Raw genomic sequence first — 11894 nt, 5'->3', positions numbered from 1 at the left:
GTTGCAATTGCGCAATATGCGCGAGCGTGGGAGGACTTCATGACGACCCGATCGACCAGACTGTTTGCCGTGGGCGCATTGACCAGCTTGCTGGCCCTGAATGCGGCCATGCCAGCTTCGGCCGACGATGAGAAACTGAAGGTGGTCACCACCTTCACGGTGATTGCCGACATGGCCGCACAGGTCGCCGGCGACGCAGCCGACGTGGTGTCCGTCACCCGTCCGGGTGCAGAGATCCACGGCTATTCGCCCACCCCGCGCGACATCGTGCGCGCCTCGGATGCCGACCTGATCCTGTGGAACGGCATGAACCTCGAATTGTGGTTCGAGCAATTCCTCGCCAACCTTGGCGATGTGCCATCTGTGACCGTGAGCGAGGGCATCGACCCGATCCCGATCCGCTCGGGTTCATACGAGGGCATGCCCAACCCGCATGCCTGGATGGGTCTGGACAACGCTCTGATCTATATCGACAACATTCGCGATGCCTTTGTCGAGGCCGATCCCGAGAACGCGGACATCTATACCGCAAACGCCGCAGACTACGCCCAGCGCCTGCGCGACACGATCGAGCCGCTGCGCGCCGCGGTGGCCGAAATTCCCGCCGATCAGCGCTGGCTCGTGACCTGCGAAGGCGCCTTTTCCTATCTGGCCCGGGATTTTGGCATGCAGGAGCTCTATCTCTGGCCGATGAACGCCGATCAGGTTGGCACGCCGCAGCAGGTGCGTGCCGTGATCGACGGGGTGCGCGACAATGATATCCCTGTCGTGTTCTGCGAAAGCACTGTCAACACCGCCCCTGCCGAGCAGGTCGCGCGCGAGACCGGCGTTGCCTATGGCGGTGTCCTCTACGTGGATTCGCTGTCGGATGACGGTGGCCCGGTGCCGACCTATCTTGATCTTCTGGAGGTGACAGCCTCCACCATCGCAAAAGGGCTTACCGAGGCCATGAACTGACATGCTCGAACTCTCATCCCGACCGGCGTCACACGCCGCAGCGCCACCGTCCGACGACGGGCTTTCCGCGCGCGACGTGACGGTGACATACCGCAACGGCCACACGGCCCTGTGGAACGCGAGCTTTGCGATCCCGCGCGGCACCGTCACGGCACTTGTCGGGGTCAATGGCGCCGGAAAATCCACGCTCTTCAAGGCGATCATGGGTTTTGTCCCGGTGGCGCAGGGCGAGATCAGCCTCTTTGGAATGCCGGTGCGCGACGCCCTCAAGCGCAACCTCGTGGCCTATGTTCCGCAATCCGAGGACGTGGACTGGGCCTTTCCCGTCCTCGTCGAAGACGTGGTGATGATGGGGCGCTACGGGCATATGGGCTTCCTGCGCCGGCCCGCCCCGCGCGACCGCGCAGCCGTTCGCGAAGCGCTGGAACGGGTCGACATGCTGGACTTCCGCAAGCGCCAGATCGGCGAGCTTTCCGGCGGGCAACGCAAGCGGGTGTTCCTCGCCCGCGCATTGGCGCAGGACAGCCAGGTGATCTTGCTGGACGAGCCGTTCACGGGCGTTGACGTCAAGACCGAAGAACAGATCGTGACGCTTATGCGCGCCCTGCGGCGCGAGGGGCGTGTGATGCTGGTCTCGACACATAATCTCGGGTCGGTGCCGGAATTCTGCGACCGAACGGTGTTGGTCAAGGGGACGGTTCTGGCGCATGGGCTGACAGAGGACGTCTTCACGCGCAGCAACCTCGAAATGGCATTTGGCGGGGTTCTGCGGCATTTCACGCTGGGCGGTGACACCCTGCATGATGACGAGGACGCGCGCGAAGTCACCATCCTGACCGATGACGAGCGCCCCTTTGTGCAATATGCCGGCGAAACCCAAAGCGAACGGCGCAAGCGCAAGGACGCCGAGGCGCGCGACGCCGAGAGCGCGGCGCCCGAAACCGACAAGGCCGCGGGAGAGGTCACCCCGGAATGATCGAAACGCTGCTCGAACCCTTCACCTACAGCTACATGACCAACGCGATGTGGGTCTCTTCGCTCGTCGGTGCGGTCTGTGCGTTTCTTTCCGCCTACCTGATGCTCAAGGGCTGGTCGCTGATCGGCGACGCACTGGCCCATTCCGTGGTGCCCGGTGTGGCCGGCGCCTATATGCTCGGGCTGCCATTTGCACTGGGCGCGTTTATCGCCGGGGGGCTGGCCGCGGGCGCGATGCTGTTTCTGTCGGAACGGTCCGGGCTCAAGGTGGACGTGATCATCGGGCTGATCTTCACCTCTTTCTTTGGACTCGGGCTGTTCATGGTGTCGGTGAACCCGGTCTCGATCTCGGTGCAAACCATCACCATGGGCAACATCCTTGCCATAACGCCCGAAGACACGCTCCAGCTTGTGCTGATCGGAACGGTGTCGCTGGCGATCCTGCTGGCGAAGTGGAAAGACCTCATGGTCACGTTCTTTGACGAAACCCACGCGCGCACCATCGGTCTGCGGCCCGGCGTGCTCAAGGCGGTGTTCTTCGTGCTGCTGTCGGCTTCGGTGGTTGCGGCGATGCAGACCGTGGGCGCGTTTCTGGTCATCGCCATGGTCGTGACGCCGGGGGCCACGGCCTACCTGCTCTGCGACCGGTTCCCGCGGCTGATCGCGACCTCTGTGGCGATTGGCGCCACCACGAGCTTTGTCGGGGCCTACGCGAGCTATTTCCTCGACGGGGCCACGGGCGGGATCATCGTGGTGCTGCAAACCCTGATCTTTCTTCTGGCCTTTGTCTTTGCCCCCAAGCACGGGATGCTGGCCAGCCGTGCCAAGGCCCGTGCCGCGCTTTCCGCACCCGCCGGGGATGCACCGGAGGCAACGGCGGCCCAGACCAGCGCCATGGGTGCTGCGCGCGCCCGTGCCGCGGCCTTCGAGCCGGAGACACGGGGATGACCGGCCGGCTTGAGACGCGCATGCCCATCCGGCGGGGGGCGGTTCTGTGATGGACCTTCAGACCCTCTTGTTGCCGCTCCAGTTCGCTTTCATGCAGAACGCGTTCCTGATTGCCGCCATCGTCGCGGTGCCGACCGCGCTCCTGAGCTGCTTTCTGGTGCTCAAGGGATGGGCCCTCATGGGAGACGCGGTAAGCCATGCGGTGCTGCCGGGGATCGTTCTGGCCTATATCGTCGGGCTGCCGCTGATCCTGGGTGCGTTTGTGTCGGGCATGGTCTGCGCCGTCGCGACCGGCTTTCTTGCAGGCAACAGCCGGGTCAAGCAGGACACGATCATGGGCGTCGTGTTTTCCGGCATGTTCGGGCTTGGCATCGTGCTCTATGTCTCGGTCGAGACCAACGCCCATCTCGATCATATCCTGTTCGGCAATATCCTCGGCGTCGGCGCGGCCGATCTCTGGACGTCCGGCCTCATCTCGTTTGTTGTGGCCACCGGGCTGGCGCTGAAATGGAAAGACCTGTTGCTGCACAGCTTCGACCCGGCACAGGCCCGGGCGGCCGGGCTGTCGGTCGGCTGGTTGCATTACGGTTTGCTCGCGGCGCTTTCGCTCTGCGTTGTGGCGACGCTCACCGCGGCGGGGTTGATCCTTGCAATCGGTCTGCTCATCGCGCCCGGTGCCATCGCTTTCCTTCTGGTGCGCCGCTTTTCGACGATGCTGTGGGTGGCCGTGCTCGTCAACGTGACCGCGATGATGACCGGCATTTACGCCAGTTTCTGGATCGACAGCGCGCCAGCGCCAACGATCATCCTGATCCTCACGGCCATGTTCATCGCCGCCTTTATCCGCAAGCAGATCCTGAACCGGCGCGCCTCGCGTATCCGGGTCGCCGAAAGCGTGTCCCCCGCCGAATAGCGCCCGGCCTGATCCAGCGCGGCCACGCCCTGCCAAGGGCTGCGCGCTGTGTTGCGAACGGCGCTTGATCGAATCACCGCTTTGCACTAGGCGAGCCTCACGACAGCGATACCGGGAGAAGACGGCTTACACCGTCGCCGAAGGAGCAACCGCCCCGGAAACTCTCAGGTCCAAGGACCGGTATGGCTGCAACACTCCGGAAAGCGGCGTGGCAACACGTCCACCGTAGGAGAAAACCCGCTCTCGCATTTTGTGAGAATGGGTGAAGCTCTCAGGTTCCAGGCACGGAGGGGGCACGCGGCTCAGGAATGCCGCCCCGTGCAAGGACTGAAACGATGACCAAACATGTTGCCGTTATCGGCGCCGGCGTGACCGGCCTGACCACCGCTTACGAGCTGCTCGACCGCGGCTTCGAAGTGACCGTCTTCGACCGCAACCGCTACGCCGCGATGGAGACGAGCTTTGCCAATGGCGGCCAGCTCTCGGCGTCCAATGCCGAAGTATGGACCCAGTGGAGCACGATCCTGAAAGGGCTCAAGTGGATGCTGTCGGCGGATGCGCCGCTGCTGGTGAACCCGGCCCCTACCCTGCACAAGATGCGGTGGATGGCGGAATTCCTGTCGAATATTCCCAACTACAAGCGCAACACGGTCGAAACCGTGCGCATGGCGATCGCCGCGCGCGCCGTGCTCTTCGAGATGGCCGAGCGCGAGGGCATCGATTTCGACCTTGAACGGCGCGGCATCCTGCATTTCTACGGACACGCGAAGGATCTGGCCCATGCGCGGCGCGTGAATGCGCTGCTGGCCGAGGGCGGTCTTGATCGGCGCGAGGTATCCCCCGAGGAGATGCGCGAGATCGAACCGGCCCTGAGCGGCGATTTCGTCGGCGGCTTTGTCACCCCGTCCGACAGCTCCGGCGACATCCACAAATTCACCATGGGTCTGGCCCGCGCCTGCGCCCGTCGCGGTGCGGCGTTGCGGTTTGGCACCGATGTGCACAGCCTCAAGGCGCGCGACGGCGCGGTTGAAGTGACCGCAAACGGCACCGAACGGTTTGATGCCGTCGTGGTCAGCGCGGGCATCCGCAGCCGCGACTTCGCCCGGCAGCTGGGTGACCGCGTGAACATCTACCCGGTCAAGGGCTACTCGATCACCGTGTCGCTCGACGATGCCGAAAGCCGCGCCGCCGCGCCCTGGATTTCCCTTCTCGATGACCGTGCCAAGATCGTCGCGTCGCGCTTTGGCGAAAACCGTTTTCGCATCGCCGGCACGGCAGAGTTCAACGGCGCCAACAAGGACATCCGCGCGGACCGCATCCAGCCGCTTGTGGCGTGGTGCGAGCGCTACTTCCCCGGCGTATCGACAGAAACCGTCACGCCCTGGGCCGGTCTGCGCCCGATGATGCCGTCCATGCTCCCGCGTGTGGGCGCCGGACGCCAACCGGGGGTGTTTTACAACACCGGTCATGGGCATCTGGGCTGGACGCTCTCCGCCGCGACCGCACGGCTTGTCGCCGCGTCCGTGGCGGAAAGCGTGAAACCCGCGCCTCTGGCGGTTGGCGGGATGGCAAAGGCGGCCTGACGTCCTTCGGGCCTGTGTGCGCCGGTCAGGCCCGCGCGCTCAAAGGGCCTGCGATCCGCCGCAGGTCTCTGACCGCACGCGGCCCGGCGAAGGTCTCCAAGGCCCATCATCCGGGCCGCGCGCAGGGTATTCGGGCGCGCGCGGTCTCTCGCTCCGATGCACGGGGCCAGAAAAATCACCGACCGCCCGCTGTCGTGAGGCGCGCCCTTCCGGGCGTCTGCCCCCCGCACGGAGTCGAAATCCGCACATGTCGGTGCAGCAAAGCGCAAGCCCTGCGCCGATAGCGCAAACCCGTGTCAGAACGTCCCGGGGCGCGGCATTATCCACTGTTGCAGACGAGCGCCAATCCCGCGATTGTGCGCCAAAGCATACAATGCCCGAGTGAGGACAGCCATGACAGTCATCCGTGAAGACGACCTGATCGCCTCGATCGCCGAAGCGCTGCAGTATATCTCCTACTACCATCCGCCGGATTTCATCCGGGCGATGGCCGCTGCGTATGAGCGCGAGGAAAACCCCGGTGCCAAGCAGGCCATGGCCCAGATTCTTGTCAATTCGCGCATGTGCGCCATTGGCCGTCGCCCGATCTGTCAGGACACCGGCACCGCCAACGTGATTGTCGAGGTCGGCATCGAAGCGCGCATCGCCTCGAAACGCTCCATGCAGGAGATCGCGGACGAGGCCACGCGCCAGGCCTACAAGCTCGATACCAACCCGTTGCGCGCTTCCATCGTTGTGGACCCGTTCGGCGAGCGCAAGAATTCCGGCGACAACACACCGGCCATGGTCACAACGGAAATCGTCGCCGGCGACAAGGTAAAGGTAACGGTCAGCGCCAAGGGTGGCGGGTCCGAAAACAAGTCGAAATTCACCATTCTAAACCCGTCGGCCTCCGTGGCCGATTGGGTGGTGAACACCGTAGAAACGCTCGGCGCGGGTTGGTGCCCGCCCGGCATTCTCGGGGTGGGCGTCGGCGGATCCGCCGACAAGGCGATGAAGCTTGCAAAAGCCGCGCTCAACGAGCCGATCGACATGGCAGACCTGATCCGCCGTGGCCCGTCCAACAAGGCCGAAGAACTGCGGCTCGAAATTGCCGATCGCGTGAACGCGCTTGGCATCGGAGCCCAAGGGTTGGGCGGCGTCACCACTGTCCTCGATGTCAAGGTCAAGAGCTTCCCGACCCATGCCGCCTCTCTGCCGGTTGGGCTGATCCCGAACTGCGCGGCCACGCGCCACGTGACCTTCACGCTCGACGGCTCCGGCCCTGCGGAATTCATGCCGCCGGATCTGGCCGATTGGCCGGAGATCCTGCTCGATCAGGCCAGCGCCCATGCGCGGCGGATCGACCTTGACGATCTCAACGATGAGGTCGTTGCCTCGCTGGAACCGGGGCAGACGCTGCTGCTCAATGGCACGCTCTACACGGGGCGCGACGCGGCGCATAAGCGCATGGTTTCAATGCTGGACTCAGGCGAGCCGCTGCCTGTCGACCTCAAGGGCCGCGCGATCTATTACGTTGGCCCCGTGGACGCGGTCGGAGACGAAGCCATCGGCCCCGCAGGTCCAACCACCTCCACGCGGATGGATAAGTTCACCGATCAGATCCTCGGAGAAACCGGGCTCAAGGTGATGATCGGCAAGGCCGAGCGCGGCCCGGTGGCGCTCGAAGCCATTGCCAAACACAAGGCCGCGTATCTGATTGCCGTTGGCGGCGCCGCCTATCTTGTGTCGAAAGCCATCAAGAAAGCCAAACCCATCGCCTTCCAGGATCTCGGGATGGAAGCGATCTACGAGCTTCAGGTCGAAGACATGCCCGTGACCGTGGCTGTCGACACCGAAGGCAACTCGATCCATCAGACCGGACCGAAGCAATGGCGGCGGGCCATGGCCCCTGCGGAATAAGCGCCCGCCACATCCTGTGGCGCGTGGCATGAACCAACTCAACCGGCGGTCGCAGAAGCGGTCGCCGGTTTTCTGTTGTGACGGGAGCCTTGACCAGCCCCGCCCCGCAGAGCGCTGGCATGTCAAAAGCGGCGGGTCAGCGGTGTCGCGCCGTGCGCAGGCACAAAAACGCCGGCGCTCTTTCGAGACACCGGCGCTTGTCGTTGCTGGCGATGCGCTTGCGTGGCGGCGGTGGCCGATCGTCCGTCAGGTCCGCCGGAGCGGCGCGCCGATGGACCTTGCCACCAGAGGTCGCCCCCTATGCCGCGCTGGACGTGCGGAACGCGATCTTGCCCGATGACAGCACCTCTTCGAGAACCTCCGCGCATTCGGGGTCTTGCGCGGCCAGATCGAGGGTCGCGCGCAGCATGCCCCCCTTGGAGCCACAATCGTAGCGGGTGCCGCTGAACCGGAAACCGGCAAGGCCAAGCCGCTCCGTCCCGCGCGAGATCGCGTCGGTCAGCTGAATTTCACCACCGGCGCCGGGCGGTTGGTTTGCCAGATCGTCAAAGATCGAACCGTCAAGCACGTAACGGCCGACCACGGCTTCGCGCGAGGGCGCGTTTTGCGGCTTTGGCTTTTCGACCATGCCATCGGCATGCACCACACGCCCGTCGCGGCCGGTGACCGAAAGGATGCCGTATTTCCGGGTTTCTTCCTGCGACACATGCATCGCGGCAACCATATGGCCCTGCGGCGCCTGCGCATAGGCGTCGACCATCTCCGCGAGACAGCTTTTTCCGAGAATCAGATCGTCGGGCAGCAGAACCGCGATCGGTCCGGGCAGCGCGTGCTCCCGCGCACACAGAACTGCATGACCGAGACCGAGCGGTTCGTGCTGCATCGTGAACACCACGTCATCGCCCACCGGGCAAAGCGCGGTCTCGTGAAGCGCCTGCGCGATGTCTGTCTTGCCGCGTGCGGTCAGCGTCGCGCGCAGATCGGCGTCGTCCATCACGTGGCGCTCGATCGCGGCTTTCGACGGGTGACTCACAAAGATCATCCGCTCGACACCGGCCTCCCGCGCTTCGTTGATCGCAAATTGGATCAGCGGCGTATCCACAACCGGCAGCAACTCTTTGGGCGTGGCCTTGGTGGCTGGAAGGAAGCGCGTTCCGAGACCGGCAACCGGAAAAATGGCAGTGCGAACAGGGGCAGACATCGTGTGACTTTCCTTTCAATACTTTGCTGCAGTGCAGCATAACAACTATGTCTCGGAATATCAAAACCCAGCAAAAATGCCTGTGGTTTTTGCCGCATCACGCAAATAGATGCCTAAAAATCATCAATTCGCATCATATTGTGGCACAATGGAAACGGTTTGAGGCGCCGCCGCGCCGACCGCACCTCAGCACATATGGCTTCAGCGCGCCAAGTCCACCGGCCAACGGCCTTCACGCCCTTGTGGAGGGTCGGACTCGCGGACTCATGCGGACAGCGATTCCCGCGGTCAGATTCCATGCGCGCCGCCACGGCACCTCGCCCCAGAGGCGAATCGGGGAGCCCCTGACACACGGTCTTCACACATGCTCACAGCGGCGTGATCGGCAGGATTTGCACTCTGTCAGGCAATGTTGACGATATGTCACATGCCGCAAGGTCACGGGTCTTGGCGCTAACATCGGCCCGGCCCGAAAAGGTGCATCTCAAAAGCGATGTTGCAGCACCCCATAAACCTTGGGAAAAATGCGATCCAGCAAAATTCTTGACTGCTTAACAGCGTGACCAGAAAAATTGTTTACAAAAAATCTGTTTAATACCATGGCCGTATTCCATTGTTTACATACCCACTTATGCTGACTCCATCGGCAAGATTGGGCCATCCGGACCCGTCATTGCACAGTGAGGCTCAAGCGCTTCAGCGAGGAGGAACCGCATGAATATCCAAGCCAACCCGACCCAGACCGTGTATCCGCCATCCGACGACACCGTGGCACGCGCCCATTTGGACGCGTCAGGTTATGCTGACATGTACGCGGCTTCCGTTGCAGATCCCGACGCGTTCTGGGGCGAGCAAGGCAAGCGGCTCGACTGGATCAAGCCCTACACCAAGGTCAAGAACACGTCCTTTGAACCCGGCGCGATTGACATCCGTTGGTTCGAGGACGGCACGCTCAATGTGGCGGCCAACTGCATCGACCGGCATCTCGAAACCCGGGGCGATCAGACCGCGATCATCTGGGAACCGGACGATCCCAATACCACGCCAACACTGCACATCACCTATCGCGATCTGCACGCATCGGTCTGCAAGATGGCCAATATTCTCGAAACGCTCGGCGTGCGCAAAGGCGACCGCGTGGTGATCTACCTGCCGATGATCCCCGAAGCGGCCTATGCGATGCTGGCCTGCGCCCGGATCGGCGCGATCCATTCCATCGTCTTTGCCGGCTTCTCCCCCGACGCGCTTGGCGCGCGGATCAACGGCTCGGATGCCAAGGTGGTCATCACCGCCGACCATGCCCCCCGTGGCGGCCGCTCGACGCCGCTCAAATCCAACACCGATGCCGCCCTGCTGCACTGCAAGGACGACGTCAAATGCCTCGTTGTAAAACGCACCGGCGGCCAGACCACATGGACGGACCGCGACTACGACTACAACGAGATGGTTCTGGAGGCATCTGATTACTGCGCCCCGGCCGAGATGAACGCCGAAGACCCGCTCTTCATCCTCTACACATCGGGTTCGACCGGGCAGCCCAAGGGTGTGGTTCACTCAACCGGAGGCTATCTGGTCTATGCGTCGATGACGCATCAGTATTCCTTCGATTATCACGATGGCGATATCTTCTGGTGCACGGCCGATGTCGGCTGGGTCACGGGACACAGCTACATTGTCTATGGTCCGCTCGCCAACGGCGCGACGACCATCATGTTCGAAGGGGTTCCCACCTACCCCGATGCCGGCCGCTTCTGGGAAGTCTGCGCCAAGCACAAGGTCACGCAGTTCTATACCGCGCCCACCGCGATCCGCGCCCTGATGGCCGCAGGCAACGATTGGGTCGAAAAGCACGACCTGTCCTCGCTGCGCCTGCTTGGCTCGGTTGGCGAGCCGATCAACCCCGAAGCCTGGAACTGGTATTACAACGTGGTCGGCAAGGGCAATTGCCCCATTGTCGATACCTTCTGGCAGACCGAGACAGGCGGCCACATGCTGACCCCCCTCCCCGGCGCAACCGCGCTCAAACCCGGCTCGGCGCAACAGCCGTTCTTTGGTGTGCAGCCCGTCGTGCTCGACCCGCAAAGCGGCGTTGAAATCGAAGGCAATGGCGTCGAGGGCGTCTTGTGCATCAAGGACAGCTGGCCGGGCCAGATGCGCACTGTCTGGGGCGATCACGAGCGGTTCGAGAAGACCTATTTTGGCGACTACAAAGGGTATTACTTCTCCGGCGACGGCTGCCGCCGCGATGCGGATGGCGACTACTGGATCACCGGACGGGTGGATGACGTGATCAACGTCTCGGGCCACCGGATGGGCACCGCAGAGGTCGAATCCGCGCTTGTTGCGCACGCCAAGGTCGCCGAGGCCGCCGTGGTGGGCTACCCCCATGAGGTCAAGGGTCAGGGCATCTATGCCTACGTGACATTGATGAACGGCGAAGAGCCAAGCCCCGAATTGCGCAAGGAGCTTGAGGTCTGGGTCCGCACGGAAATCGGTCCGATCGCGAAGCCCGACCTGATCCAATGGGCGCCGGGCCTGCCCAAGACCCGCTCCGGCAAGATCATGCGCCGTATCCTGCGCAAGATCGCCGAAGACGATTTCGGCGCTCTGGGCGACACCTCGACGCTGGCCGATCCGTCCGTGGTCGACGATCTGATCGAGAACCGCATGAACCGTGCGGCAACGGAGGCCTGAGCGATGATGGATGGTGCACAAACCCCCGTTACCGCACCCGTGCTGATCTTGCTGGGGCCTCCGGGCGCCGGCAAGGGCACCCAGGCGCGGATGCTCGAAGAGCAGTTTGGCCTGGTGCAGCTTTCGACGGGCGACCTTTTGCGCTCCGCTGTGGCGGCGGGCACTGAGGCCGGCCAGGCCGCCGATGCGGTGATGAAGGCCGGTGGGCTGGTCAGCGACGAGATCGTCATTGCCGTGCTCACCGACCGGCTGGCAGATGCGGACTGCGCCAAGGGCGTCGTGCTCGACGGCTTCCCGCGCACCACCGCGCAGGCCGAAGCGCTCGACGAGATGCTCGCCCGCTCCGGTCAGACCATCACGGCGGCGATCTCGTTGGAGGTCGACGACGTCAAGATGGTACGACGTGTCGCAGGGCGCTTTACCTGCGGCGACTGCGGTGAGGGCTATCACGAAGACTTCAAACCGACAAAAAAGCCTGGAGTTTGTGATGCTTGCGGGTCAACGAGCATGACGCACCGCGCCGATGACAATGCGAAAACCGCAATGTCGCGCCTTGATGCATATCATGTAAAAACGGCACCCCTTATCGAATACTACGAGCAGAAAGCTGCTCTGCGTCGCGTCGATGCGATGGGGAGCATCGACCGGATTGGACAGGATATCGCGCAAATCGTGCGCGGCGCCTGATCAAGAAAAGACCCGCTGGCAGGTGTGCTCCCAC

Annotated in this window: 9 protein-coding genes and 1 riboswitch; of the genes, 8 read left to right on the top strand and 1 reads right to left on the bottom strand. The window is 63.3% G+C overall.

The genetic code is table 11. The annotated features are described in order from the left end of the window. Positions 1-108: 108 nt before the first annotated feature. The 6 genes from J1C49_RS02680 (at position 109) to J1C49_RS02655 (ending at position 7278) form a co-directional block, all read left to right on the top strand. Positions 109-957, top strand: coding sequence for a metal ABC transporter substrate-binding protein (locus tag J1C49_RS02680; protein ID WP_227444402.1), 849 nt, complete (start codon positions 109-111; stop codon positions 955-957). Position 958: 1 nt separating this feature from the next. Next, the gene (locus tag J1C49_RS02675; RefSeq protein ID WP_227444256.1) at positions 959-1933 is read left to right on the top strand and encodes a manganese/iron ABC transporter ATP-binding protein; all 975 of its coding nucleotides are present in this window, start codon (positions 959-961) and stop codon (positions 1931-1933) included. Further along, positions 1930-2880 carry a metal ABC transporter permease gene (locus tag J1C49_RS02670; protein WP_304522411.1) on the top strand — a complete coding sequence of 317 codons (951 nt, stop codon included), beginning with the start codon at positions 1930-1932 and terminating at the stop codon, positions 2878-2880. Before J1C49_RS02675 ends, J1C49_RS02670 begins: the two co-directional genes overlap by 4 nt. A gap of 49 nt (positions 2881-2929) precedes the next feature. Beyond that, positions 2930-3793, top strand: coding sequence for a metal ABC transporter permease (locus J1C49_RS02665; protein WP_227444255.1), 864 nt, complete (start codon positions 2930-2932; stop codon positions 3791-3793). Between the two features lie 102 nt (positions 3794-3895). Beyond that, positions 3896-3983, top strand: a riboswitch (glycine riboswitch). Between the two features lie 145 nt (positions 3984-4128). Beyond that, on the top strand, positions 4129-5376 hold the full coding sequence (locus tag J1C49_RS02660) for a D-amino acid dehydrogenase (RefSeq protein WP_227444254.1): 1248 nt from the start codon (positions 4129-4131) through the stop codon (positions 5374-5376). 393 nt (positions 5377-5769) lie between these two features. Next, a complete protein-coding gene (locus J1C49_RS02655; protein ID WP_227444253.1) occupies positions 5770-7278 on the top strand; it encodes a fumarate hydratase in 1509 nt (502 codons plus the stop codon). A 298-nt stretch (positions 7279-7576) separates the two neighbouring features. On the opposite strand, the gene J1C49_RS02650 is transcribed toward J1C49_RS02655, so the two are convergent. Further along, a complete protein-coding gene (locus J1C49_RS02650) occupies positions 7577-8479 on the bottom strand; it encodes a UTP--glucose-1-phosphate uridylyltransferase (RefSeq protein ID WP_227444252.1) in 903 nt (300 codons plus the stop codon). Between the two features lie 714 nt (positions 8480-9193). Here J1C49_RS02650 and acs point away from each other — a divergent pair. Both acs and J1C49_RS02640 read left to right on the top strand, forming a co-directional pair. Then, positions 9194-11173: an acetate--CoA ligase gene (acs, locus tag J1C49_RS02645; protein WP_227444251.1), complete on the top strand. Its 1980-nt coding sequence runs from the start codon at positions 9194-9196 to the stop codon at positions 11171-11173. Between the two features lie 6 nt (positions 11174-11179). Beyond that, a complete protein-coding gene (locus J1C49_RS02640; RefSeq protein WP_227444401.1) occupies positions 11180-11860 on the top strand; it encodes an adenylate kinase in 681 nt (226 codons plus the stop codon). The last annotated feature ends 34 nt before the right edge of the window (positions 11861-11894 follow it).

Source organism: Cognatishimia sp. F0-27, from assembly GCF_020667845.1.
Lineage (GTDB): Bacteria > Pseudomonadota > Alphaproteobacteria > Rhodobacterales > Rhodobacteraceae > JAFMPQ01.
The sequence above is the reverse complement of the archived record's forward strand: the minus strand, read 5'-3'. Positions and strand labels throughout refer to the sequence as shown.

Excerpts from the sequence above, each read along its gene's own strand:
- acs (WP_227444251.1), top strand. The coding sequence starts at position 9,194 with ATGAATATCCAAGCCAACCCGACCCAGACCGTGTATCCGCCATCCGAC.
- J1C49_RS02675 (WP_227444256.1), top strand. The coding sequence starts at position 959 with ATGCTCGAACTCTCATCCCGACCGGCGTCACACGCCGCAGCGCCACCG.
- J1C49_RS02655 (WP_227444253.1), top strand. The coding sequence starts at position 5,770 with ATGACAGTCATCCGTGAAGACGACCTGATCGCCTCGATCGCCGAAGCG.
- J1C49_RS02670 (WP_304522411.1), top strand. The coding sequence starts at position 1,930 with ATGATCGAAACGCTGCTCGAACCCTTCACCTACAGCTACATGACCAAC.
- J1C49_RS02680 (WP_227444402.1), top strand. The coding sequence starts at position 109 with ATGCCAGCTTCGGCCGACGATGAGAAACTGAAGGTGGTCACCACCTTC.
- J1C49_RS02640 (WP_227444401.1), top strand. The coding sequence starts at position 11,180 with ATGGATGGTGCACAAACCCCCGTTACCGCACCCGTGCTGATCTTGCTG.
- J1C49_RS02660 (WP_227444254.1), top strand. The coding sequence starts at position 4,129 with ATGACCAAACATGTTGCCGTTATCGGCGCCGGCGTGACCGGCCTGACC.
- J1C49_RS02650 (WP_227444252.1), bottom strand. The coding sequence starts at position 8,479 with ATGTCTGCCCCTGTTCGCACTGCCATTTTTCCGGTTGCCGGTCTCGGA.
- J1C49_RS02665 (WP_227444255.1), top strand. The coding sequence starts at position 2,930 with ATGGACCTTCAGACCCTCTTGTTGCCGCTCCAGTTCGCTTTCATGCAG.